The sequence below is a fragment of the Shewanella corallii genome, from assembly GCF_023349125.1.
Lineage (GTDB): Bacteria > Pseudomonadota > Gammaproteobacteria > Enterobacterales > Shewanellaceae > Shewanella > Shewanella corallii.
Map to the genome: position 1 here is coordinate 37,220 of NZ_JAKIKT010000001.1, position 24,929 is coordinate 62,148.

Genomic DNA, 24,929 nt, shown 5'->3' on the forward strand with positions numbered 1-24,929 from the left:
CTATTATGAACCTTTAGTTGTTTAGTGCTACCTAAAATTTTCGCTTTCGAGGCCTGGCTCGCCATCCCAAAAGCCACACTGCTGCGCCGGTCACAATACAGGCGCAAGGAAGCCATAGTGTATCCATCTGTCCGAACAATATCGTGCCGCAGATCACCAAAACGGCAGAAGTTATCAGCAGGTAGTTACTTTTATGAGCTCTTTCTTGATGACTTAAGTAACGGTCAATGAGCTGTTGGTAATTACCCATTAACTTCTTACCCAGCTTGAGATTGTCATACACCAGCTCAGGAAGCTCAGGGAGTTTATCAGACCAGTAGGGGGCCTTGGATTGCACTTTTTTGAACATTGCTTTGGCACCGACCTGCTCAGCCATCCAGTTTTCAAGAAATGGCTTGGCGGTGGCCCACAGGTCAAGCTCCGGGTAAAGCTGGCGTCCCAAACCTTCAATATAAAGCAGGGTTTTTTCCAGCAATACCAGTTGCGGCTGCACCACTATGTCGAAGCGGCGGGCGGTGCGGAACAGCTCCAGCAGTACGTGACCAAAAGAGATCTCATTCAGCGGTTTGTTGAACATAGGTTCACATACCGCCTTGATTGCCTGCTCAAAGGCGGGCACATCTGTGTTGGCGGATACCCAGCCGGACTCCACATACAGCTGGGCAATACGCTTGTAGTCGCGGTTGAAGAAGGCCAGGAAGTTCTCGGCCAGATAGCGCTGGTCTTCCTCAGTCAGTGTGCCCATGATGCCGCAGTCCAAACCTATATAGTAAGGGTTGTCCGGGTGATCACGGGAGACAAAAATATTGCCCGGGTGCATATCCGCATGGAAGAAGTTATCGCGAAACACTTGAGTAAAGAACAGCTCTACTCCGCGTTCTGCCAGCAGCTTGAAGTTGGTGCCCTGAGCTGTCAGCGCCTCGATATCGGAAACCGGAATACCTTCGACCTTCTCCATCACCATCAGCCGGGGATAGCAGAGATCTTCGTAGACATAGGGAATATAGATGGCGTCTGAATCCTGGAAATTACCCCGCAGCTTCATGGCGTTGTGGGCTTCCAGCTTGAGGTTCAGCTCACCCAGAATGGTGTTCTCATAATCCTGCACCACTTCCAGTGGACGCAGACGGTTGCCGTCACCCAGAACCCATTCAACAAAGCGGGCGCTTTGGGTCATGAGTTCCAGATCCGCTTTCACCTGAACTTCCACATTGGGGCGCAGTACCTTGAGTACCACAGGCTCGCCGGTGCGCTTCAGTGTGGCGGTATGGACCTGACTGATGGAGGCTGAGGCCAGAGGTTCATCGTCGAAATCATCAAACAGGCTGTCGATGGATTGTCCCAACTCAGCTTCAATGGCTTCACGGGCCAGGGTTGAGCAGAAAGGTGGAACTCTGTCCTGCAGCATGGCCAGCTCTTCTGCCCACTCATCGCTCAACAGGTCTCTGCGGGTAGACAACATCTGACCGAATTTAATGTAAACCGGTCCCAATTCCTGCATTGCCAGTTTCAGGCGTTCGCCGGAGGGCTTGTCTTTATGTTGATTGCGCAACCAGAATAGGCTGCCTCGCAGAAGTTTGTAGTACCAGGGAGTGAGTTTCGCCGGTAGCATGTCATCCAGGCCATACTGCAGCGCAGTGCGGATAACCTGGTAGCCACGGCGGAAGCTGGCGCCTGTCATGGTTTTACCTTGTCTGTCAGTTGTTGTATCCGGGTGTCTATGTTGTCGACATCACGGCACAGATCTTCGAGTCTGTCTTTGAAGTGCAGATACTCCAGTCGACCCGGAGCGATGCGGTACTCTTCGGTCGCCAGTTCACTTAAATGATCACGGGTACCCTGGAGTACCTTGAGTGCGAACATCTGACCGGACTTGAGCGTTTCGAAGAGTTTATGGGTAGGTGCATCTCCCAGGTAGTGGGAAATGGGTTCAGCAAAATCCAGCGGGTTTTGCTGCAGGAACTGACTCAACGCCTGTAGGGTCGCCAGGTCACCGTCCAGAGACAGCTTGTCCTGCTTAATTAATTCAGTCAGCTGAGCGCCTTCGCCCAGCTTAATCAGAGTGGCTGCATCCGCTTTCACACTGACGCTGACATCACCTTCATAACGGCTCAGTACCTGAGCACGCTGGCCGCTGAATATCAGGGTCAGAGGGAAGGAAAGCTGAGTCAGTTCCATTGTCACCGACTTACCATCCAGCTGAGCTCTGGCATATTCCGCCGGAGCCTGCTGAATCATCCGGTTAATGCCGGACTCGGCGGCGGCACAAACCAACAAAGGCCACTCCCGCTGCAACATCAGAACTTGTACCCTTTGTGCAGGGCGACGATGCCGTCAGTCATGTTGGTGTAATCCACCTGCTCGAAACCGGCGTCGAGCATCATCTGCTTCAACGTCTCCTGATCCGGGTGCATACGGATAGACTCAGCCAGATACTCATAGCTACCGGCATCCTGAGTGATGATATCACCCATCTTAGGCAGGATTTTGAAGCTGTACATGTCGTACACCTTGCGCATCAAATCGTGCTGCGGCTTGGAAAACTCCAGCACTAGCAATTTACCACCCGGCTTCAGTACACGCTGCATAGAACGCAGGGCTTTGTCCTTGTCGGTCACGTTGCGTAGACCAAAGGCAATGGTGATGATATCGAAATGGTTATCAGGGAAAGGCAGGGCTTCAGCGTTGGCCTGAACATAGTTCACATTGCCCACAATGCCACGGTCGCGCAGTTTAGAGCGGCCCACTTTCAGCATGGAGTCGTTGATATCGGCCAGGATAACCTCACCTTTTTCACCAACCAGCTGGGAGAACTTTGCGGTCAAATCACCGGTACCACCGGCCAGATCCAGCACCTTCATACCCGGACGGGCTGCAGCCGTCTCAATGGTGAATCGTTTCCAGAGCCTGTGAATACCGAAGGACATCACGTCATTCATAATGTCGTATTTGGCGGCTACTGAGTGGAATACGTCGGCAACCATATCGGCTTTCTTTTCCGACTCTACGGTTTTATATCCGAAGTGGGTACTGGATGACTTGTCCTCAGACATTGATTGCTTCCTGTTGTATCGATGATGTACAGCGAGTGTATGTCAAAGGGGATATACCGGGTAACTTTGACGCCCCACTCTGTGATCGAGTTGGTAATTAACTTTCCTGTTATGTCGGCATCACTGCCTTTGCTCACCAATTCGGCGCGCAGAGTCATATTTGCTGGAAAAACCTGACACAGCGCACGGGTTTGGCAAGGCATGCCGCATTATAACCAAGCTGTAAGATTTAGCGATACGTAACATACGTCATCTTTCTACTTGAGGTTTATTGCGGCAAGCCAATGAAAACTAGGGCTTGCCGCTCATATAAGCCAGCAGCAGCTCGGCAATAGCCTGACCTGTGACTCTTTTACCCGCTTCGATACCGGCGGGATGACGTGCCGGCGCCGCTTCTGCCAGATGCAGATAAGCGCAGGGGCAGTGGGTCGCCAGGGAGGAAATATAGTGGCAGGCATCTGTCAGAGGCACACCGGCAAAAGTGATGGCGCTGGAGGGCAACTCACTGATGGCATCCAGATCCAGCTCCAGCCCCACAGGCTGCTTATTATTGGCCTCAATGATCTGCGTCAGCGCGTTTTCCAGCGAAATCGTGCGACGTACCCAGATATCCTGAAAGCTGTGCCAGCTGCCCCCAAAAGCTTCAAGCTGTTGCAGACTGGCTTCGCTGTTTTTCTGTTCATGCAGTCCCAGAATATGATACTGAGCCAGATATCCCTGATCGGCGGCATAGCTGAAGCCATTGCCACTGTGACGGCCTTCCAAAGGGCGGAAATCGCAGTGGGGATCCAGATTCACCGCTGCCACACCTTTACCATGATGCTCAGAGGTCGCCCGCAGCAAGCCATAGGCATTGTTATGACCACCACCAATCACCACAGGTACCAGTCCGGCAGTGAGCAGCATAGTGACAGTCTGAGTCACGGCATCGTCCAGCTGTGCTACTGCCAGGCGCAGTGCGTCCAGTTCGTCCTCAATTTGAGGGTGGCTTAAACTGATATGACCGACCAACAGGCACTGTTCACCATCGAAAAAGCGGTTGGACTGCAGGTTGGCAAAGGCTTTGATGGCAGGAGTAAAGCTGTGGTCGGCGCCACCCTGACCCAGATTGGCCCGGGGGCCTACATCTTCACTGACACCCAGCAAGGCATAGCGGGCACCATTGGCTTTGGCCTGGTTGAGTGCCTGTGGGGTAAAGCTGTCGAGCAGGGCAAAGCATTGGCCCAGTTTGGTTTCTCCCGGCCTTGGGGAGATCAGGGAATCAAGCAGTTCCTTGGGGAAAAGTGTCAGTGCATCCATTTGGGCCAGTCCATATAAATTTTGGCGATGGCCGCTATTTTCACTGTGGTGACGGGGGATTACAAGCAAGCTAGGGGCTGTTGACCTTTCAAGGTTGAATTTTGCTCGAGATAGACGCGCTTTAATCGCGACGCAAGGTGTGCCGCCTAGGGGCCTAAGCAAATACCTTGCAACAAAGAGTAAAGCGCGTATAGCCGAGCCCTTCGGGCAGCGTTTGTCGTCGCTTTCTACTGCATTAACGCTCATTTATGTAGGGCACTACACCACAATCGCGTTGCTTTGTATAAAACAACGACAAAAAGCTGCAAAACCATTCTCAAAGGTTAACAGCCCCTAGTATTCATTACCCAGCTTTCATTGTGCTGCGTGTAAATTGAGAAAAATAGCGCAAACAAAAAGGGAGCCAATGGCTCCCTTCCGGCGGTGTATCGCGTTGCTGTGGCGCGTTATTCAATCGCTCTTTATTCAATATCCAGGGGCTCAGGCGACAGGATAACGCCTGTGTTGTCGGCGTAGACATGGTCACCGGGCAGGAAGGTGACGCCACCAAAATTCACCGGTACATCAACTTCACCCACGCCGTTATTGTCAGCACCTACCGGAATTGAGGCGATAGCCTGAATACCAATATCAAACTCTTCCAGGGCATCGACATCACGCACACAACCATAAACCAGAATGCCTTCCCAGTTATTGGCTACTGCTGTCTCTGCCAGATTGGCATCCAGCAGTGCGCGACGCAGCGAACCGCCACCGTCAACCAGCAATACCCGGCCTTCGCCGTCTTCAGAGAGCACATCGGCAATCACACCGTTGTCTTCAAAGCATTTCACGGTGCTGATAGCACCACCAAAAGAGCTACAACCACCATAGTTGCTGAACATCGGCTCGACGACATCGACCACATCCAGGAACATGTCACAAAGTTCTGAGGTGTTGTATTCCATATAGCACTCCTGTTTGACGCACCCTGATATTGGGCATGGCTACTTATCGCAGTATATAAGGGAATCTTAAAAATTAAAGCGTCATCAATCACGGTATTGCCGCAATTTTGTGCGGCTTGTCACACAAGCTTTCAGCAGACTGATTTGTCAGGTTTTATCTGGCTTGATGCGACAAATCCTCATCATGACAACATATTATCCGATGGCAAACCCGACATGCGGGGGATTTTTAATCATCCCTTTGTTAGACTGCCATGGAAAGCCAAATGTTGCCGGAGGCCAAATGGATACCGTAGAAATTACTGGTTATGCTGCATCAGTCATGGTGGCCATTTCACTCATGATGAAAGATATTATCTGGCTGCGCTGGCTTAACTTTATCGGCTGCTCTCTGTTTGTCATTTATGGCGTCGCCATCACCGCCTGGCCGGTGGCGGGGATGAATGCCTTTGTCGCCTGCATCAATATCTACCACCTGATTAAGATTTACCGTGCCCGGGCGGCCCGGGATCACTCTGCGGTTTCATAAATCTGTAGGCAAACTGTCACGTTCGCGTCATGCCTCAAACTTAGCCTGAGTCAGAATCAATCTGACTGGAGGCACGCAAGTGCGGCTATTATTCCTGGCTCCGGCAAAGCTGTTAAGTGAACAGGACAAGCGTCTCTATTGCACCATAGTTGGCTGGTTTCACCGATATAACAGCCTGCGTTGGCTCAGGCGACTATCGGCGACCGCCGATGGCCCTGTTTATCTGGTGACGGCATTGGCTCTGCTCGGGCTGAGCGAAAAAGGTCAGCATTTTTTTCTGCTGTTGGCCGCCGGATTTGCCATTGAACTCCCCCTTTATTGGCTGCTCAAAAACAGCATACGTCGAACCCGTCCATGCCATCAGGCACTGGGGCTGAAAATCGATTTTGAACCCTCAGACAGATTCAGTTTGCCATCCGGTCATACCGCGGGCGCCTGTGTATACGCCAGTGCGATATTGGCGGTTTACCCCGTCTTTGCGCCTCTGGCCTTTGCCTGGGCGGCGATGGTTGGCCTCTCCCGTATAGGTTTGGGGGTGCATTACCCATTGGATATTGTGGCCGGGGCCGCTTTGGGGATCGGCGCATTTGGATTGGTCCCGGCAACCTTGCTGGTCGCCTGATTCAGGGAAGAAAGAGGGGATATGAGCCAATGAAAATATTGTATGGAGTGCAGGGCACAGGCAATGGACACCTGAGCCGCGCCAGAGTGATGGCTGATGCGCTGGCCAGGCAGGGCGTTGAGGTCGACTACCTGTTCAGCGGCCGGGCGACGGATCAGTTTTTTGATATGCAGGCGTTCGGCGACTACCGGGTTGCCAGAGGGCTGACATTTGTCACCTGCAGCGGCTCTATCTCGCCGGGCAAGACGGTATTGAAAAATCTGAACCTGGGATGGTGGCGGGAGATCAACTCGCTGGATCTGTCAGGTTATGATCTGGTACTCAACGACTTTGAGCCGGTTTCCGCCTGGGCAGCCCGTCGGCAAGGAGTGCCCTCTCTGGGGATAAGTCATCAGGCTGCCCTTAAGTATCCCGTGCCCAAAGTCGGCGATACCTGGCTTAACGAAAAGCTGTTGAACTACTTTGCTCCGGTAGACATTGCGTTGGGTTGTCACTGGCATCACTTTGGCTTTCCCATTCTGCCGCCTTTTGTTGAAGTCAGCCCCGTGCAGCAGGAGTTCCCCCATCATATTCTGGTGTATCTGCCCTTTGAGTCTCCCGAATCTATTGCCACCCTGCTGGCACCTCACATTGACTACAGCTTTAAGGTGTATCACGCAGGCATAAAGCCGGACGCATTGCCTCCACATATCGAGTGGCACGGGTTTGACCGGGATGGTTTTAAGGCGCAACTGGCAAGCTGCGGTGGTGTGATAGGTAATGCCGGATTTGAACTGGCCAGCGAAGCGCTGACATTAGGAAAGAAGCTGCTGGTTAAGCCGGTTATCGGTCAGTTTGAGCAGCTGTCCAATGTGGCGGCGTTGGAGTTATTGGGAGCGGCTGAGACCATGATGAGTCTCGACCCTGTCACCCTTGAACGCTGGCTGAAGCAGTTGTCTCCCCAGCCCATCAATTACCCCTGTGTTGCAGATAAACTGGTGCACTGGTTGTTGGCTGGAAGGTGGGATAATTCTGCGGAGCTGTGCCGTGATCTGTGGTCGGCAGTGGAGTTGCCCGACAGCTGGCGATCCCGTCGGGATGCCGCTGCCATAGCCGGATAGTTGCTCAGGAATACTTGATATTCATTGCGATCAGCGGCTCGCGGGAGGCTTTCTCTGCGCGCAGACGGGCCAGATATTGTTCCCACAGTGTGGTCTGGTTGCTGGCCAGATCCCACAGCACTTTCCAGGAGTAGAGGCCGGTATCATGTCCATCATCGAAGATCAGCTTAACCGCATAGTTTCCCACGGGTTCGATAGCCCTGATGTTCACATCTTTCTTATGGGTAACCAGTACGGGCTTGCCGTGTCCGTGGACCTCGGCGGACGGGGAGTGCACCCGCAAAAACTCACAGCTCAGGCTGTGCTGGCTGCCGTCGCTGAAGGTGATTTCCAGCAGGCGGGACTTCTTTTTCAGTTTCAGTGCTGTGACGTTGGGATGAGTGTTCATGACTGCTCGCATTCCAGAGTGATGAGCTGATTTTAAGCGCTTGAGCGCCACTTGTCCTGTTTGTCATAGATAAGCCTGTCCGTTCTTTTCAAATTGTTTCACTTGTTGGTTGTGTGATTAACTTTTGTTATTGAATGAGATATAAAGGTGCCTTGATTCAGGGATGGCATATCAAATGGACAGGGTAGAGTTTGGTTTGGGTGAATGGCAGGTATTGCCGGCCACCAACAAATTAGCGCGACATGGCCGGGCCAAATCCGTCGAACCCAAGGCGATGGAAGTGCTGCTGTTGCTCTGCGCCCATCCCGGAGAACTTGTTACCACCGAACAGCTACTGGACAGTGTCTGGCCAGCCTTCGAAAGCGGCGACAACCCGCTGCACAAGGTGATAAACCAGCTGCGCCGTGCGCTCGGAGACAGTGCATCCAATCCCTCATATATTGAAACCATTCGCGGCAAAGGCTATCGCATCCTTGCTGATATCCAACTGCCCCAAAGCCCTGCGCCACAGTCTGAATTAGCCTCTTCCTGGGCGGGAAAATCCCCCTTCCCCGGTCTGCAGGCGTACTCACCGGCGTATTCAGATCTGTTTTTTGGTCGTGAGCGGGCGCTGGATGCCCTGCTTGAACGCATTGTGCGCCAGGTCCGTTATGGCCGTGCATTTTGTCTGGTATTGGGGCCAAGCGGCTGCGGCAAGTCTTCACTGCTGCAGGCTGGAGTGCTGCCAAAACTGGCGGCGCCAGAAGGTGTTGATGGCGTCGCTGTATTGTCCCATGTCACAGTGGATTTTGCCGATGTGGAGCAGGGCATGCTGTTTATGGCAGTGGCCAGTGCCATGCTGGATTGGGAGCTGGATGATGAGGGGCTGTTCCCTGACGAAAGTGCCTTCAGCCTGTCAGAAAAGCTTCGCAACAATGCTGCTGAGCTGCTGAAAGACCTCAAAAAACGCCTGCCGCGAGTCGGGCCTGACATGCCCAGGCTGGCGTTGGTGGTGGACAGGCTGGAAGTGCTGCTTACCTCCCGGGCACACAGCCGACAGGACAGGACCGCCTTTATTGAGCTCCTGGAGACCCTGGCAGGATCTGGCGCGGTACTGGTGCTCAGCGCCTGTCGCAACGAGTTTTACCCTGAACTGGTGAGTTTTCCCACGCTGTCTGAAGGACGTGCCCGCGGGGCACAGTTTGATTTGGCCCAGGCATCCAGGGCAGAGCTGGCCCGCATGATACGACTGCCCGCGCGGGCCGCCGGATTAGAGTGGCAAACCGATCCTGAGTCGGGCCTGACTCTGGATGAACTGCTGGTGGAGGAAGCCGCCAACTACCCCGATGCACTGCCCATGTTGCAGTACACCCTGGAAGCCCTGTATCTGGGCAAACAGGACAATACCCTGCTGGTCAGTTGTTATCAGGCACTGGGCGGACTTGAGGGAGCCATAGGCCAGACCGCCGAGCAAACCATCAGTCAACTCCCCAAAAAGGATGCCGAAGCCCTGCCGAGAGTTCTCTCCCTGCTGGTCAGTTTCCGCGAAGACGAGGAGACACTGACCAGCCGCAGCGCCCGGTTCAGCGCCCTGCAAACCGATGCTGAAAGACGTCTGGTGGATGCTCTGGTGACCGCCCGTTTGTTTGTGGCTCACCTGTATCAGGGGGAGCGCTGTTTCCGCATCGCCCATGAAGCCCTGTTACGGCGCTGGCACAGAGCCAGTGAGTGGATTAATCAGCATCAGGATGCGCTCAAAAGCCGGGCCAGGCTCTCTGTTCATACCCGCCGCTGGCTGGATGAAAAGCGGTCCCGTAACTACTTATTACCCCATGGTAAACCGCTGCAGGAGGCTCAGGAATTGCGAGCCGATCCTCTGCTGGTATTAACCGAGTCTGAGATGACCTATATCAGAGAGTCAGAGCGGCGGGAGCGTTTACTGCAGCTGAGCAAAATAGCCATTGCCGCTTCTTTGCTGTTGTTGACCTGCCTGTCTGTCTACATGGGCGTTCAGAGTCAGCAGGCTGAGCAGCGTGCCACCGAAAAGCGGCTGGCGGCGGAAAACCTGCTGGGCTTTATGGTGGGGGATTTTGCCGACAAGCTCAGAGGCATTGGTCGTATGGACTTGCTCGACGGCATCAGCAACAAGGCGCTGGAGTATTTCAGCCGCCCGGATTGGGACGAGGGTGTTGGTTTCGACGCCCGTTTCCAGCATGGCCAAACGCTGGAGGCGATAGGCGAAGTGGCCTACTCCCGCGGCAAAACCGATGAGGCCAAACAGGCACTGTTGACCGCCCGGGAACAACTGCTGGCGTTGTCGAAGATTCAGCCCGAGAACTTGAAACTGCTTAAAACCCTGGGTGCGAATGCGTTTTGGCTGGGGCAGCTGGAGTATGACAACTCAGACTGGGACGCCGCCCGACCCTGGTTTAAGGCTTATCTTGACCACAGCGAGGCTATGGTAGCGGCTGCGCCGCAGGATTTTGACGCGCTGCTGGAGCTTTCCTATGCCCAAAGCTCCTTAGGCTCGCTGGCACTCAAGCGCATGGATTTCGACTCAGCCACAATCAATTTTGAGACGGCCTTGATGACTCAGGAGCGCTTATTGCAGTTACAACCGGATAATGAGCAGCTGTTGGCCAATACCGCCAACACTCAATCCTGGTTGGCCACGTCCAAAGTACATCTGGGGCAGATAAGTGCAGGGATACAGCTTTACGAGCAGATTGATGCTGCTCTGGAGCGGGATAAAGACGCTTACATCAAAGATCGCCGCAGCTATCTGCTTGAAAAACTGGCAGACCTTTATTTTTATAAAAGTGAAGTGCAGAAAGGAAAGTTGGCTTTAAATACAGCTTTTTCACTCAGATACGAGGTGCTAAAGGAAGACCCAAACAATTTGTTATGGGTCTATGAACTGGCTGTGCTGGAAGTCACTCGGTTGCTTCATGGCTTGATACCCGTTCAAGACCTGAATGCTATCAGCGATATAGAGCGTCGACTCAATATAGATACCACTCAGCTGTCTGCTGCAAGGCAGGACAAGCTTGCCGCATTGCTAAGTTATGCCAAAGCCGAACAATACCTACTCAGTGGCGATGATGCTGAAGCGTTGGCAGCAAGTCTCATAGCTGTGGATTTGCTGTCCAGCCTGCATCTGGAAACATCGGCTGATACCAGTCTGCTCAGTGACTTGTCTGCAGCAAAAATGCTCCTGTTTACCATAGAGCAAAGCCATTTCTCTCAGGCGTCAAAAGCGCTTTGCTTTGAGGTCGAGGCCAGCCTGGCCACTATGATTGATAAATCAATTGAGCCCAGGTTGCTGGTGCCCTATATCGAGGCGCTTGAATGTTTGGAAGAGGGACAAAAGCTTGAGTCGCTGAAACAGCGACTGGCAAGACAGGGCGAGTTGCCCTCTGTGTATTTGTAGTTTCAACAACAAGGAAGAAAAAATGGCACAAAAAGACATTACCGTAACTGTTACTTTGGATGAGGCTGGCGTTCCACTGTTTACTTATAACCCGCCAGGCACTGTAGTGGTAACAGAGGAAAATACCGAGATTATCTACAGTCTGGATGACCAGACAGGTAAAGGCTTAAGCTTTGCCGGAGCCTCATTTGCCAACCCCTTTGACGGCGTGATTGACTCGGTCAGCGTAACGCCAAACATTCTGACATTGCATGACTCCGACCAGGTGAATGGACAAACTGGATTTAGATTGCTGTTTAAGATCGAGGGCCAGACCCTGTTGTTAAATAGCCCAGATCCTGTGGTGATTGATAAAAAGCGCACAGCTTAAAGTCCGATTTGCAGCTGTGTGTGTAGTTTGGTGCCGATCTTTTTCGGCACTTTTATTTAGAGCAAATAGTCATCTTATAAGAGCAAATCGTCATCGATACGGTCAGTATTCTGTCTCTCCTTCCTTCAAACACCAGTTCCAACATCTCATTTTATCCGCCAGCAACCTTACAACAGGCTCCGTCTTGCTGTTGAGGTTGAATTTATTTTGTTTATAAACAGTAGGTTAAAAATCAAGGTTGCCGGAAGGTTCAACATATAGTGGCGTCATAAACTGGGCTTGCCAATTCGGGAAAGTGTACCGACAGGGAGCCGGTGATGAGCGTATTAACCGCCAAATATAACAAGATAACCTCAGCCAATGTGACACCATTTCACCCCAGATTGAACCATCTGAGAGTGGGACCAGATCCATTGCAGAATGAACTGACTCAACTGCTGGGGCAGATGCAGGACGCCAAGGTGCTGGTGGATGGTAAAGGCAAAGTGTTGAGTATCAATCTGGCGGCAGCCATGCTGCTGGGCGACACCTGCGAATCGTTTTTGGATGAACATTGGCAGAGCTGGCTTACCACGCCTTTTAAGTCTGAGTACGAGTTTATGCTGGTGCGCCGGGAGGGGATGTTGATGCCCCTGCAACACGGCCCCAGAGAGGTGGTGATTAATCAGGCCTGTGGCGGTGTGTTACCTGTGCATTTGTCGGTTTCCAGTATTGGCGAGCTGTTTGTGTTGTCACTGCAGGATTTAAGTGACCTGAAAGCCGAGCTGGCGCGCATGTCTGAACTGGCGGCCAAAGATCCCCTGACATCTCTTTATAACCGGAGAGCGTTTGATGAAGCGCTGCAGCGTCATTGGGACAGTTGTAAGGAGGATAAGTTGCCTCTGTGTACCGTCATTATCGATGTGGATTACTTTAAGTCTTTCAACGATATGCATGGCCATATTCAGGGAGATAAGTGTTTAAAGCGGATTGCCCGGGTGATCCGCGGTGAATTGCCCAACAAGCAGTCGATGGCTGCCCGTTATGGCGGAGAAGAGTTTGCCCTGATCCTGCCGGGCTGTGCGGAATGGCAGGCGCAGGAAGTAGCTGAACGTATTCGCGCCAGAGTGCGCTCGCTGGAGTTCGGCATGTATGGATTGCCGGAGGAAACCATGGTGAGCGTCAGCCAGGGAATTGCATCGGAAGAGGGTGAGAACTTTCCTTCGCCTGTTGCCATGCTGTGCTGTGCCGATACCGCCCTTTACCGCTCCAAAAAAGAGGGGCGTGACAGAATTACCAGTTGCAGTTGCTGAATGATTTGAACATCGCCCTGAGATGATTGGTGCTGCTCTATTGCTCCACTGAATAGTTGATGCAAAGTTGCCACAGCCGCCCGACGGATAAGCCTTTGGCTTTCCCCGGGCGGCGTTTTTTGCTTATCGGGCCGATACTGCTTTCATCTGACCCAGAGACTGCCAGCGGTTACCATCGCGGTAGTACACAGTATTGTTGCCGTTGACTCCCCAGACATTGCCATGGGTTCCGGCTGATATCTGCTTCAGACCGCCACTGATATTGCTCCATCCTGAGCCGTTCCAGCGCCAGATGGTGTTGTTGGGTGCTATGCCCCAAACCTCTGAGCCATCATCATTGACAGATACCTGCTTCAGACCGCCGTTAACCCGTGACCAACTGCCCGAAGCTGTGCGTTTGAAAACCCGGTTGCTGCTGGTGGTTGCCCAGAAGACGCCGCTGTCTGTGGCATCCACGGTAATCAGCTTTTCACCACTGTTCAATGAAGGTTTGGCCAGCCCGGTCCAGCGGTTGTTGGCTCTGTCTCTCTGATAAAGGTTGCCGTCACGGTTAACTCCGACTACCCGGCCTTTACCTGCAACCTGTACATGGACCAAAGCACCTGAGATACGCTGCCACCCGGCATGCTGGCTGGGGCGATGCCAGATACTATCGTTTGATGAGATCCCCCAGACTTCACCACTGCTGGTGGATGAGAGCTGACCCAGAGCGCCTGAGTTATGCACCCAACCCGCACCGGACAGGTTATGACGGGTGCGCACATAACGGTTGGTGTCGGTGGCATCGGCAGGTCGGAAATTATTCTTCAACCTCGCCTGATAGGTATGGAACTCATTCTGGCGCTGATCTATCACAGCCTGAGTACATCCGGACTTATTGAAATAGTCGCTGCAGTCCCAGTACATGGGGATCTCTACCGAAATGGCTCCCCAATTTGCAGCATTGTTCATGGCTCCTTTGAGTTCACTGATACCAAAGAAGTTACCAGTGTCGCTTTTGAATACATTGGTCTGGAAATAAACGGGATCACCAGCCTGTGCAACTTCATACAGCAGTTGGTTAACTGAGCCGTCATCATTGACTTCATCATGGCGCAGACTGTTGTTGCCCAGTACGCAACGCTTACCCAGGCGTGTGTTGTCCCGACAGTAGTCGAATAGCTCTTTGGTTTTGGCGTAATCACTGGTTTTGCTGCCATCGGAGTAGTCATAAACCTGATACAGATGGCTGCCAAACAGGGTGGGGGTGTTATGCCACTTATTGGCATGAATGCGGACCTGGCGCTTCAGGCAGTTGAAGTCGCGTTGGTTGGTGTATCGTTTTGCTGTGCCCAGAGCTCGCATTCTTTCCATGTTAATCGCTCGCACATCGCTGCGCCCGGTGCGGTTCCACATGATTTCAGTATGTACTGTCATACACATGGAGGCTGCAACGCCGCCGACCACATCGACATCATCGTATTGGCTTGCGGCCTCAGTCATGAGATCAGCGTAGTGATCCTGGTAGGCGCTGGTCCAGAACAGAGGCAGATCGTAAGTTTGATTGGCTGAGGTGTCTTTGAAGTGCCAGGTAATTTTTCCCACCTCGGGATCATCCTTCACCCAGTCCGGCGCGTAGACACCGGTACGGATGCGTATCATCACCTTATAACCATCCTTATTGGAAACACCCTTGTCTGAGTTGTAGTCTTCGGCCACTTTAATGGCATCGTCGATGACGTCCCAGTTGAATTCCCCTTTGACTGGTTCGACATCTTTCCAGTAAACCTGACAGTAGCCTGCGGCCATATTGCCCCGTGGTGCTTCACACCTGGTGCCGTCATATTTTCCCCGCATGATTAGCCCGGCGGGATAGGGCTTGATAACGGCCTCGGCTGTAGCGGTCAGACCCGCCAACAACAGCAATGAAGCCAAAGCGCTTTGATATAGTTTCATGGTCGCTCCCCTTGACCAGTGGTGACTTTTTGTAATTAACAACCGCTTTTTATACCGGCCCTGCCAGGCAATTCTGCCGCCGTGGAAACTATATGTATTATAAATACGATCAAAAAGTAAACGAACGTAATGCTGGCCATTAATCGAAATAGCCGATTTGAGGTGGGATCTTTACCTTCGCGTCAACCCCGGCAAAAAAACCAAGGTACAAGGTTTATCTTGGGTTTGCGTCGCGGTTTGTATTCAAAGTGTTGGGATTCTGGCTGGATAGGGAGGATTATGCGAAAAGTCTTTTTTTCACCCTGAATTGGCTCTGCTCGGACCTGTTGGCGAAGAAGGTATGTGGAACAGGAGGCTGTGCGCCTCCGAAGATCAACAGGACACCTTTATCCGGTTTAACTGGCCGTCCCGGAAATGATAAAAGGCATCTTGAGGCTTATCTTGCTGCCACAGGGCGTCATCATCCAGATGTTGCAGCATACCTCTGAGCACCACACCGGTCAGACCGTGTGAAACCAGTATCACCTTGTTTGGCGTCGCCGGATCCTGCAACCAGTTTTGCAGCCGACATCGGATCTGCGCCAGAGTCTCGGCATTGGGTGCCTGCAGATACCAGTCGCCGCGGCCATCCAGTTCTGGGTGAGTTGCCATAATGGTGGCGATCTCCTGTTGCTCCCAATCGCCGAGTCTTGCTTCCATCACCCGCTCATCGGTATGAATTGCGCTGTTATCCAATCCCAGACCCTCACATACCAACTGAGCGGTTTGCACGGCACGACCCAGCGGACTGGCGATCAACTGCCACTCATCAACAGGGCTGCCATCCTGAGTCAGGGCCCTTGCCAGCGCTGTTCCCAGGGCTCTGGCCTGAGACTCGCCCAGCTCAGTCAGAGGGGAATTACAGTGGCCCTGAAGTTTGCCTTCGGCGTTAAATCGGGTCTGGCCATGGCGCAGTATGTAGAGTTGTTTGTTCATTTAAGTGCCGGTCAATTCGGTGAGGAAAATCCTGATTCAGGATGGTGGCGCTTTTATCCAATGAATTCAAACCCTCAGCTGTGAGCTGCCCCGAATTTCATCAAGATCTTATTCTTTGTTAACGCAGATTGATCCGATCTATTCTGATTTTATTGTTGCTTGTGTAACAAAAGCAAATATAATGCCTCTCATTGTTTTTTTTGTTGCTTGGGTAACAATGTGAGAGAAGTCATCTATAAAACTTTGCTTTGGGCTGTGATTGCCGTGGCTGTGACATTTTCCGTCTTGCTGGTGATGTCGGATAACCTGGCGCCTTTCACCACTCAGGCAACCCTGCATAAGTCAGTGTCCAATATTGCCCCGGAAGTGTCGGGCGTGGTGACACAGGTTGCTGTGCATAATGGTGAGCAGGTTCAGCAAGGGCAGTTGCTGTTCAGCATAGATGCCACAAGCTACCAGTTGGCGGTTGCGCAGGCGCAAGCTGAGCTGAATAAGGCCAAAGAGGATAATGCGGCCAGAGTGCAGGAGCTGCAGGCCGCCAGACAGGCGTTAGCGCAGAAACGAACTGAAGCGGCCAACAGTCATGTGCGGTTGAAGCGGGTACAGGCATTACAGGCAAAGGGCCTGGTGTCTGAGCAAGAGCTTGACGATGCACTGGCTGCCACCAAGGTGGCTGACAGTGGTGAGGCGGCTGCCGGGGCTGATGTCAGCCGTATTCAGGCTGAGCTGACCCAAAGCGGTGAGTCTGCCTCTGTGGCATTGGCCCGTGCCAAGTTGGAAAGGGCGCAGCTGGATCTATCCAGAACTCAAATTAAGGCGCAGTCGGCCGGTACCGTCAGTAATCTGCAGCTGCAGACAGGCAGTTATGTTAAAGCCGGTAGCCCGGTGCTGTTTGTGGTGAATGAGCAAAGCAATTGGCTGAGTGCTGATTTCAATGAGAAAGGCATTACTCACCTTAAGCCGGATACCCGGGTACTGATCAGCTTTGATGCCATTCCGGGGAAGCTGTTCAGCGGCGCAATCATGAGTCAGGACAGAGCGGTTTTCGATGCCAGTAATCCGGGTAATCAGCTGTCGACCGTCACCAATGACAACCGTTGGATCCGCGAGCAGCAGAAGGTGCGGGTCCGTATTCATGTTGATGGTCAGGATCCCAGTCTGTTTTCCGGCTCCCGTGCCAGTGTGGTGGTGGATGATGGCGGAGCAATTATCGATGGCCTGAGCCATAGCTGGATAAAGCTGGTGGCCCTGTTTCGCTACTTGTACTGATGGCTCGAGGGGAGTTGCAGATGACAACTATGGTCAATCAAAGCGCCGACGAGACTCAGGTATCCCTGACAGAGCCGAAGAAATCAGGGCAGAGAACAGCGGCCGGGTACTGGTCTGTGGATGCCCTGCGCATCAGCCTGGTGGTCTGCGTTTGTATGCTGCTGGGCAAGCTGCTGCATCTGGACGCTTCTGTATACCTGTCATTGTTTCCTGTGATAGTGCTGACCAAGGGCAAAGATTACAGCTGGAAAGGGCTGGTGGGTATGTTTGCTCCCACTATGGCAGCGGCATGCGGTGCACTCATCACTTATGAGATGTTCAGTGACCACCCTTTTGTAGTGTGGAGTATCAGTGCGGTGCTGTTTGATCAGATGCGTCGGCGTGCCGACACCCCGGCCAAAATCGGCAAACTCTTTATGCCCACCATCAACTGGGTATTGATTGTGGTGTTTGCCCAGCATACCCAGGCGGATATGCCCCAGCGACTGCATGAGATTTTGTTGGCTATGGTGATCACTGCTTTGGTACTTAAAACCATGCTCTGGTTTTTGCCGGTCAAGCCTGAGGCTAAGGCTCAGAATACAGCGATAAGTTCTCCGCCGACTCAGGTCACCTATGAACAGAGGCTGGTGTCGCTCGGCTTGATAGGCGCTGGGCTGGCATTTCTGATGATGGTGGATCTGGTATCGGCAGCTTTCTGTATCGTGCCGGTTATTGCGGTGGCTACCCAAACCAGCCGACAGAGGTTTATGGCAGTGCTGCAGGACAGGTTTGTGACTCAGGTGGGGGGCTGTGCGGTGGCGGCATGCTTTATGATGTTGATGGCCGGCCATCAGGGCGTGGTAAGCTTGTATGCTATCTGTTTGTTTGCTTTGGTGTATTGGATTTCTTTCAATTTCACCAAGGAAACCGGTACATTGCGGGACGTACACGGTGACGCCCTGTTGGCGACCGTATTGCCGTTGCAGCTGTATATGACCAACACCAATATCGGGCTGTCTGATACCTTTTTACGGGGCTGGGAGCTGACCGCCACCCTGGGTATTTTGTACCTTATTTTTCGACTGACGGGTTGGTTAGTCCGCAGTGAACATTAAAGCGCGTTGCGCACAGCGCTTACCCTTGTATTTGATAACGCCAGAGAACAAGAGAATCCAATGAGCAAAGGCATTACCGATATTCCCGAGTTGGATATGAGCCAATCTTTTATGATGGGACTGGCTTACAAGCAGTTTCGCACCCTGGCCAACCAACAACTGGCAGCTGAGTTTGATATCACTCTGGAGATGCTGGGGGCACTGAGGGTGCTGGCCCACCTGGGGGAGGTGCCGCAGCAAACATTATGCGACCGGCTGCACCGGGAACGTTCAGTGATAAAACGTCTGGTAGACAACTGCATCAAGCGTGAGCTGATAGTGGCCCATAAGAGTGAGCAGAACAAAAAGGCCAGATATTTGAGCCTGACAGATAAGGGCCGGGAGGTGGAGACCTCAGCCCAGAAATCCGTGGCACTGGTGGTCGATGACTTTTATGCGCCTTTGTCTGGCGATGAGCGAGAGTTGCTGCTGTCACTGTGCAAACGTCTGATTAAAGAGGATGTGTTGTTGGGGGCTGACTGAGCGCCGATTGCTTCACTCCAGATACGCAAAAGCCGGGGACCATTCCCCGGCTTTTTTAATCAGTTACTCAAGGGCAACTGCAGTTTTCCCGCGCTAACAGGAACAAACAAACTTTGGCGCATTAAAGCACGAAGCGGCTCAGATCTTCGTCCTGAACCAGGTTGTCCAGGTGAGCGTTAACATAGTCAGCGTCAATCACCATGGTGCTGCCGGACTTGTCGGAAGCCTCGTAAGAGATCTCCTCCATCAGGCGCTCCATCACAGTGTGCAGACGACGGGCACCGATGTTTTCGGTACGCTCGTTGACCTGCCATGCGGCTTCAGCGATACGGTCGATACCAGACTCGGTAAATTCAATGCTCACACCTTCAGTCCCCATCAGGGCGACATACTGCTCGGTCAGCGAGGCATGTGGCTCGGTCAGAATACGCTTGAAGTCACCTGCGGTCAGGGCATCCAGCTCAACACGGATTGGCAGACGACCCTGTAGCTCAGGGATCAGATCCGATGGCTTGGCCATCTGGAACGCACCTGATGCAATAAACAGGATATGGTCAGTCTTCACCATGCCGTGCTTGGTGTTTACTGTGCAGCCTTCTACCAGTGGCAGCAGGTCGCGCTGTACACCTTCACGGGATACGTCCGGGCCTGAGGTTTCACCGCGCTTACAGATCTTGTCGATCTCGTCCAGGAACACGATACCGTGCTGTTCTACCAGTTCGATAGCCTGTTCTTTCAGGTCTTCCTGGTTGACCAGCTTGGCCGCTTCCTCTTCGATCAGTTGCTTTTGAGCATCCTTGATCTTCATCTTCTTACGCTTGCTGGCACCCTGGCCCATGTTCTGGAACAGACTCTGCAGCTGGTTGGTCATCTCTTCCATGCCTGGAGGAGACATGATCTCAACGCCCATTTGTGGCGCAGAGATATCGATTTCGATCTCTTTGTCATCTAACTGACCTTCGCGCAGTTTCTTGCGGAAGATCTGACGAGTGTTGGACTGGCTTTCGCTCTGGGTGTCGTTATCCCAGTCATTCTTTGGCTTGGGCAGCAGCGCATCCAGAATACGCTCCTCGGCAGCTTCTTCTGCGCGGGTGCGGCACTTCACCATCTGCTCTTCACGGGTCAGCTTAACGGCTGCATCGGTCAGATCACGGATGATGGTTTCAACTTCTTTACCCACATAGCCCACTTCGGTGAACTTGGTAGCTTCAACCTTGATGAAAGGTGCCTTGGCCAGCTTTGCCAGACGGCGGGCGATTTCGGTTTTACCGACACCGGTTGGGCCGATCATCAGGATGTTCTTTGGGGTTACTTCCTGACGCAGGGCAGCATCCAGCTGCATACGACGCCAGCGGTTACGCAGGGCGATGGCGACAGAGCGTTTGGCCTTATGTTGACCGATAATGTGGGCGTCCAGTTCGTGGACAATCTCGCGGGGGGTCATTTCAGACATATTACTTCCTCAACGCTCCGTCTCAGTAAGACAGTTCTTCAACGGTTTTGAATTGGTTGGTGTACACACAGATATCACCGGCGATGGTCAGGGCTTTTTCAGCAATGTCGCGGGCGCTTAAGTCTGTGTTTTCAATCAGGGCCAGGGCGGCTGCCTGGGCATAGTTACCGCCTGAGCCAATGGCCAGCAGGTCGTGCTCTGGCTGCACCACATCACCATTACCTGTGATGATAAGGGAGCTCTCATGGTCGGCTACTACCAACATGGCTTCCAGCTTGCGCAGGGCGCGGTCAGAGCGCCAGTCTTTGGCCAGCTCAACGGCTGATTTCAGCAGGTGACCCTGGTGCATTTCCAGTTTGGCTTCGAAGCGTTCAAACAGAGTAAAAGCATCGGCGGTGCCACCGGCAAAACCAGCCAATACTTTGTTGTTGTAAAGACGACGGACTTTTCTGGCGTTGCCTTTCATCACTGTGTTGCCCAGAGATACCTGGCCATCACCTGCGATAACCACGTGGTTGTTACGGCGTACTGATACGATTGTGGTCACGATAGATCCTCTCAAGTTGCCAGCAAAAACAGCATTGCTGCTGGTCGATGAAAAGGATATGGGGACAGCCAAAAGGGAATACAAGGGGAAAAATGATTTGTTACAAGGGCGCGGGGAGGGAGTGCACAAAAAAACAGCCCCGCGTGATGCGGGGCTGAAAAGCAATTCTCTATGTGGATTAGCTGGTTAACCTGCTGTAGGTATTAACCTTCCCAGAACCAGATCTGACATCCATTGATACCGGCACGTTGCAGCACATGGCGCTGACGTTCGGCGGCACGCTTGGTGTCATAGGGACCCAACACCACCTTGTACCAGGTGCCACTGCTGCCCTGTACCTTACGTACCTGAGCTGTAAGGCCCTGGAAGGCGATCATGGCTTTCATTTCATCAGCCTGTGACTCCACCCGGAACGAAGCGCACTGCATCTGATAGGGGCGGGTAGGTGCGGTTGACTGCTCTGGCAGGTCCACTTCCACCTGTTTGTTTTCCAACTCGGTCTGATAAGTCCACTCATCCTTGGGTTTGGGTGGCAGAGCGTCCGGATCCTTTTTGGGCGCGGGTTTAGGCTTGGGTTGCTCGACCTGAGTCTCTACAACCTCTGCCTGATCTGAGCTACCCGTGATGCTCCACAAAAAGTAACCAAAGCCTGCCAGTCCCAACAGGGCAATTGCCGCCACCACAACAGGGAAGCGCTTTTTCGGCGCTGCCTTACTGTTGCTGCGGGGTTTGCGGGGCTTGGTGCTGCGAGGTTTACGATTAGCGTAGTCCCGGGTCATTGATTACATGCGCTCCAGAGTCTCGATGCCCAACAGATCCAGACCTTGCTTCAGGGTCTTGGCTGTCAGTTGGCTCAGCAGCAAACGGCTGTGCTTCTGCTCTTCCGTTTCTGCGTTCAGTACCGGACAGGCCTCGTAGAAGCTGGAGAAGGCACCGGCCAGCTCAAACAGGTAACCACAAAGTACGTGCGGGTGACCTTTGCCAACCATACGGGTCAGGGTTTCGCCAAACTGAGCCAGCTTGTTACCCAGATCCTTCTCTTTGTCGTGTTCCAGGCTGATAGTCGCGTTGGACAGGTCAACGCCTTCAGCACGCTTAAAGATACCGGCAACACGAGTATAGGCGTACAGCAGGTATGGTGCTGTGTTGCCTTCGAAGCTCAGCATCTGCTCGAAGCTGAAGATATAGTCGCTGGCGCGGTTCTTGGACAGATCGGCATATTTAACAGAGCTGGTACCCACCACTTTGGCGATGTGTGCCAGTTCCTGCTCATCCATATCCGGGTTTTTGCTGCGAACCAGTTCCAGTGCGCGGACGTTGGCTTCATCCAGCAGGTCAACCAGCTTGACGACACCACCGGAGCGGGTCTTGAATGGACGGCCATCTTCACCGTTCATGGTACCGAAGCCCAGGTGTTCCAGGCTCATGGACTCAGGGGCAAAACCTGCAGTCTTGGCCAGCGAGAATACCTGCTGGAAGTGCAGCGCCTGACGCAGATCCACGAAGTACAGGGCGCGGTCAGCTTTCAGGGTGTTGGCACGGTGACGGATTGCTGCCAGGTCAGTGGTGGCATACAGGTAACCGCCATCGGCTTTCTGAATGATTACCGGCAGAGGCTCGCCCTCTTTGTTACGGAACTCTTCCTGGAATACCACTTTGGCGCCATTGCTTTCAGACAGCAGGCCCTGGGCATCCAGATCTTTAACCACCTGAGCCAGATCGTCGTTGTAAGCAGATTCGCCATGTACGTCTGCCTTGGTCATGCTAACGCCCAGACGCTCATAAATCTCCAGACAGTGGCTCAGGGAGATATCGTTGAACTCTTTCCACAGTTTCAGGCAGTACTCATCGCCTGACTGCAGTGATACTACCAGGTTACGGGCACGGGTCGCGAACTCAGCAGACTCGTCGAAACGCAGCTTGGCAGCACGGTAGAAGGTTTCCAGATCAGACAGTGCCAGTTCGGCCTGTTCGCCTTTTTCTGCCTGCAGCTCTTCCATATAGGCCAGTAGCATACCGAACTGGGTACCCCAGTCGCCTACGTGGTTTTGACGAATAACTTTGTGACCCAGGAATTCCAGAGCGCGGGCACAGGCATCACCAATGATGGTGGAGCGCAGATGGCCTACGTGCATCTCTTTGGCGAGGTTAGGGGAGGAGTAATCCACCACTACCGTCTGGGCAGCAGGCAGCTCAAGACCGAATTTGTCGTCTTTCAGGGCTGTCATCAGCTGGTTGGCCAGGGCGTTTTCATCAATAAAGAAGTTGATAAAGCCAGGACCTGCGATCTCTACCCTGGCCACATGGCTGGAGGCAGGCAGGTTATCGATGATCAACTGCGCCAGCTCACGTGGATTCTTGCCGGCGGCCTTGGTCATCATCATGGCCAGGTTGGTTGCCAGATCTCCGTGGCTCTTATCCTTGGTTCGATCTACCTGGATTCGCGGCGCAAAATCAGCTGGCAGAATTGCTTGCTGTTTCAGGGAATCGACAGTTTGTTCGAGTAACGATTGGATATGTGATTTCATGGCGTAGTTTTACCGACAACTTATGGCTTGGAAATTTGTGGAAGGTACCCTTCCTTACCGAATAACCGCTCATTCTAACGGTTTGTGGCGAACAATTGCTATCTTCTGAATGAATTTTTATTGGTGCTTTGTGCATAGGCTTGTGGCGGGGTTGGACACAGGGCTCAGATACAGAATTCCAGCCCGTTTTTGAGCCTGATTGAGGTGGCTTTGTTAATAAAATGGAACTGGAGTTTTAAATCCGCTGTTATCGCTTCATCTTTGCTTGCCTTTTATCCGTCTTGGCAGTAAAAATCTGCCATTCTCAACAGGTGCGTAGCCGGACTCTCAATGCGCCCATTTTCCTCCCGCCTATGGCCATTACTATCCATATTGACTGTGCTTCTTCTGGGGCAGGTATGGGTGTTGCTGGCTGCCAAGCAGGGGATAGTGCAGCAAACTGTTGCGGAGACCTCTCAGGTCAGGGGTGTCAGTGAAGGTCAGGTGACTCTGGCACCTAAGCGACAGCTACAACGTGCTCAGGCCTGCGGCGTGCAGCTGCCTGCGTTTTCTCCCCTGTTGTTGATTCTGTTGCCTTTGTTGGTGGCCAAACCCTTGTTGGGGCGATGGCCGCCGGGATATCTCAACTTCGCCAATCACAGACTGGGCGGCTGGCAGGAAGCCAATTTGCAATTCAGGTTTACCCAGTCCCGCCAATGATGGCTTGTGTGAATTGAACCGTTTATCTGCCTGTTTGTTTTTCGGAGCGTGAGATGTTGGACTCCATTTATACTGTATTGTCTGCCCTGTGGAATCAGGACTTTAATGCCTTGCTGGCCCCCGGCAGTGCAACCTTGATCTACCTGTGTGTAGGCACTTTGATTTTCCTGGAAAGTGGCTTTATTCCGGCTGCGCCTTTCCCCTGTGACTCTGTTGTGGTGCTGTCCGGCACATTGGCGGCAGTCGGGGTTATTGACCCGGTATTAATCCTGATACTGCTGATCGTCTGTGCGGCTATGGGCAGTTGGATGGCGTATCTGCAGGGCCGTTGGCTGAACCGTTTGCCCATAGTGCAGCGCTGGGTGGACTCGGTTCCATCTGAAAAGCTGCAGCTGGTGGACAAGCTGCTGGGCCGTCATGGTCTGGTTGCCCTGTTCTGCGCCCGCTTTGTGCCTGTGGTTCGCTCTTTGTTGCCGCTGATGATGGGTATGCGGGTGAAAGAAGCCCCCAAGTTCCATTACTTCTCCTGGCTGAGCGCTGTGCTGTGGACCATTCTGTTGGTGGGGCTGGGGTATTTGCTGCCGTCTTTGCCTGAGCCAATCAGCAAGACAGTCACTATGGGGCTGATGGCGGCACCTGTGATCACTTTCTGTGTGGCGGTGACCAGCTGGATTGCGATTAAGTTGCGCAGCAGATTCAAGCGCGCTTGATTCAGAGTAATGCGAAATCAGTAAAGGTCGGAATTAATCCGGCCTTTTTGCTATCTGCTGGTGAATATTAGTATCTGCTTGATGAATCTCACTATCTGCAAACATTGCCATTTTTTCATTAAATCCTTCACTTCGAAAAGATGAAATCGGTGTATGCTTGCTCTTCCCGGGCCACCAAGTGCCCG

General features: G+C 52.9%; 24 protein-coding genes. 12 read left to right on the plus strand and 12 right to left on the minus strand.

Going from position 1 to position 24,929, the window contains the following annotated elements:
• Positions 1-31: 31 nt before the first annotated feature.
• From ubiB to rraA, 5 genes are all read right to left on the minus strand, one after another.
• On the minus strand, positions 32-1,681 hold the full coding sequence (gene ubiB, locus L2725_RS00185) for a ubiquinone biosynthesis regulatory protein kinase UbiB (RefSeq protein WP_249246998.1): 1,650 nt from the start codon (positions 1,679-1,681) through the stop codon (positions 32-34).
• The gene (locus L2725_RS00190) at positions 1,678-2,298 is read right to left on the minus strand and encodes a ubiquinone biosynthesis accessory factor UbiJ (RefSeq protein ID WP_249246999.1); all 621 of its coding nucleotides are present in this window, start codon (positions 2,296-2,298) and stop codon (positions 1,678-1,680) included. Before L2725_RS00190 ends, ubiB begins: the two co-directional genes overlap by 4 nt.
• Positions 2,298-3,053, minus strand: coding sequence for a bifunctional demethylmenaquinone methyltransferase/2-methoxy-6-polyprenyl-1,4-benzoquinol methylase UbiE (gene ubiE / locus L2725_RS00195; RefSeq protein ID WP_249247000.1), 756 nt, complete (start codon positions 3,051-3,053; stop codon positions 2,298-2,300). The genes L2725_RS00190 and ubiE overlap by 1 nt, the downstream gene beginning before the upstream one ends.
• 291 nt (positions 3,054-3,344) lie before the next feature.
• Positions 3,345-4,352 (minus strand): formimidoylglutamase, encoded by a 1,008-nt coding sequence (locus tag L2725_RS00200; protein WP_249247001.1) that lies wholly within the window; start codon positions 4,350-4,352, stop codon positions 3,345-3,347.
• Positions 4,353-4,813: 461 nt separating this feature from the next.
• A complete protein-coding gene (rraA, locus tag L2725_RS00205) occupies positions 4,814-5,299 on the minus strand; it encodes a ribonuclease E activity regulator RraA (RefSeq protein WP_115138337.1) in 486 nt (161 codons plus the stop codon).
• Positions 5,300-5,582: 283 nt separating this feature from the next.
• On the opposite strand from rraA, the gene L2725_RS00210 reads away from it, so the two are divergent.
• The 3 genes from L2725_RS00210 to L2725_RS00220 all read left to right on the plus strand — a co-directional run bounded on the left by L2725_RS00210 (position 5,583) and on the right by L2725_RS00220 (position 7,550).
• A complete protein-coding gene (locus tag L2725_RS00210; RefSeq protein WP_248933851.1) occupies positions 5,583-5,828 on the plus strand; it encodes a uroporphyrinogen decarboxylase in 246 nt (81 codons plus the stop codon).
• Between the two features lie 79 nt (positions 5,829-5,907).
• Positions 5,908-6,450 (plus strand): phosphatase PAP2 family protein, encoded by a 543-nt coding sequence (locus L2725_RS00215; protein ID WP_249247002.1) that lies wholly within the window; start codon positions 5,908-5,910, stop codon positions 6,448-6,450.
• Between the two features lie 29 nt (positions 6,451-6,479).
• Complete coding sequence (locus L2725_RS00220) at positions 6,480-7,550, plus strand: MJ1255/VC2487 family glycosyltransferase (RefSeq protein ID WP_249247003.1); 1,071 nt, start codon at positions 6,480-6,482, stop codon at positions 7,548-7,550.
• A gap of 4 nt (positions 7,551-7,554) precedes the next feature.
• On the opposite strand, the gene L2725_RS00225 is transcribed toward L2725_RS00220, so the two are convergent.
• On the minus strand, positions 7,555-7,938 hold the full coding sequence (locus tag L2725_RS00225) for a gamma-butyrobetaine hydroxylase family protein (protein WP_249247004.1): 384 nt from the start codon (positions 7,936-7,938) through the stop codon (positions 7,555-7,557).
• Positions 7,939-8,101: 163 nt separating this feature from the next.
• Here L2725_RS00225 and L2725_RS00230 point away from each other — a divergent pair, with 163 nt between their 5' ends.
• The 3 genes from L2725_RS00230 to L2725_RS00240 all read left to right on the plus strand — a co-directional run bounded on the left by L2725_RS00230 (position 8,102) and on the right by L2725_RS00240 (position 13,009).
• On the plus strand, positions 8,102-11,347 hold the full coding sequence (locus L2725_RS00230) for an nSTAND1 domain-containing NTPase (protein WP_249247005.1): 3,246 nt from the start codon (positions 8,102-8,104) through the stop codon (positions 11,345-11,347).
• Between the two features lie 22 nt (positions 11,348-11,369).
• Positions 11,370-11,717: a DP-EP family protein gene (locus L2725_RS00235; RefSeq protein ID WP_249247006.1), complete on the plus strand. Its 348-nt coding sequence runs from the start codon at positions 11,370-11,372 to the stop codon at positions 11,715-11,717.
• 317 nt (positions 11,718-12,034) lie between these two features.
• Positions 12,035-13,009, plus strand: coding sequence for a sensor domain-containing diguanylate cyclase (locus L2725_RS00240; protein ID WP_249247007.1), 975 nt, complete (start codon positions 12,035-12,037; stop codon positions 13,007-13,009).
• A 123-nt stretch (positions 13,010-13,132) separates the two neighbouring features.
• Here L2725_RS00240 and L2725_RS00245 read toward each other — a convergent pair whose 3' ends face one another.
• Together L2725_RS00245 and L2725_RS00250 are read right to left on the minus strand one after the other, a co-directional pair.
• Complete coding sequence (locus tag L2725_RS00245) at positions 13,133-14,944, minus strand: tectonin domain-containing protein (protein ID WP_249247008.1); 1,812 nt, start codon at positions 14,942-14,944, stop codon at positions 13,133-13,135.
• 372 nt (positions 14,945-15,316) lie between these two features.
• Positions 15,317-15,919 carry a histidine phosphatase family protein gene (locus L2725_RS00250; RefSeq protein ID WP_249247009.1) on the minus strand — a complete coding sequence of 201 codons (603 nt, stop codon included), beginning with the start codon at positions 15,917-15,919 and terminating at the stop codon, positions 15,317-15,319.
• A 219-nt stretch (positions 15,920-16,138) separates the two neighbouring features.
• Here L2725_RS00250 and L2725_RS00255 point away from each other — a divergent pair, with 219 nt between their 5' ends.
• The 3 genes from L2725_RS00255 to L2725_RS00265 are packed head-to-tail and all read left to right on the plus strand — an operon-like array spanning position 16,139 to position 18,807.
• Positions 16,139-17,188, plus strand: a complete 1,050-nt coding sequence (locus L2725_RS00255; protein WP_249247010.1) for an HlyD family secretion protein — start codon at positions 16,139-16,141, stop codon at positions 17,186-17,188.
• A gap of 20 nt (positions 17,189-17,208) precedes the next feature.
• Positions 17,209-18,285, plus strand: coding sequence for a DUF2955 domain-containing protein (locus L2725_RS00260; protein WP_249247011.1), 1,077 nt, complete (start codon positions 17,209-17,211; stop codon positions 18,283-18,285).
• A 60-nt stretch (positions 18,286-18,345) separates the two neighbouring features.
• A complete protein-coding gene (locus tag L2725_RS00265; RefSeq protein ID WP_115138328.1) occupies positions 18,346-18,807 on the plus strand; it encodes a MarR family winged helix-turn-helix transcriptional regulator in 462 nt (153 codons plus the stop codon).
• Positions 18,808-18,928: 121 nt separating this feature from the next.
• Here L2725_RS00265 and hslU read toward each other — a convergent pair whose 3' ends face one another.
• Together hslU and hslV are read right to left on the minus strand one after the other, a co-directional pair.
• Entirely contained in the window at positions 18,929-20,260 is a 1,332-nt protein-coding gene (gene hslU, locus L2725_RS00270) for an ATP-dependent protease ATPase subunit HslU (RefSeq protein WP_248933864.1), read from the minus strand.
• A gap of 22 nt (positions 20,261-20,282) precedes the next feature.
• Positions 20,283-20,807, minus strand: coding sequence for an ATP-dependent protease subunit HslV (hslV, locus tag L2725_RS00275; RefSeq protein WP_115138326.1), 525 nt, complete (start codon positions 20,805-20,807; stop codon positions 20,283-20,285).
• On the opposite strand from hslV, the gene L2725_RS00280 reads away from it, so the two are divergent.
• On the plus strand, positions 20,800-20,997 hold the full coding sequence (locus tag L2725_RS00280) for a hypothetical protein (RefSeq protein ID WP_249247012.1): 198 nt from the start codon (positions 20,800-20,802) through the stop codon (positions 20,995-20,997). The two genes, hslV and L2725_RS00280, sit on opposite strands and share 8 nt — an antisense overlap.
• Positions 20,998-21,010: 13 nt before the next feature.
• Here L2725_RS00280 and L2725_RS00285 read toward each other — a convergent pair whose 3' ends face one another.
• Positions 21,011-21,586 (minus strand): SPOR domain-containing protein, encoded by a 576-nt coding sequence (locus L2725_RS00285; protein WP_248933866.1) that lies wholly within the window; start codon positions 21,584-21,586, stop codon positions 21,011-21,013.
• Positions 21,587-21,589: 3 nt separating this feature from the next.
• Positions 21,590-23,335 carry an arginine--tRNA ligase gene (gene argS / locus L2725_RS00290; protein WP_249247013.1) on the minus strand — a complete coding sequence of 582 codons (1,746 nt, stop codon included), beginning with the start codon at positions 23,333-23,335 and terminating at the stop codon, positions 21,590-21,592.
• Between the two features lie 330 nt (positions 23,336-23,665).
• Between argS and L2725_RS00295 the strand changes: the two genes are divergently transcribed.
• Both L2725_RS00295 and L2725_RS00300 read left to right on the plus strand, forming a co-directional pair.
• On the plus strand, positions 23,666-24,034 hold the full coding sequence (locus tag L2725_RS00295; protein WP_249247014.1) for a hypothetical protein: 369 nt from the start codon (positions 23,666-23,668) through the stop codon (positions 24,032-24,034).
• A 53-nt stretch (positions 24,035-24,087) separates the two neighbouring features.
• Positions 24,088-24,744 carry a DedA family protein gene (locus L2725_RS00300; protein ID WP_249247015.1) on the plus strand — a complete coding sequence of 219 codons (657 nt, stop codon included), beginning with the start codon at positions 24,088-24,090 and terminating at the stop codon, positions 24,742-24,744.
• Positions 24,745-24,929 lie beyond the last annotated feature (185 nt).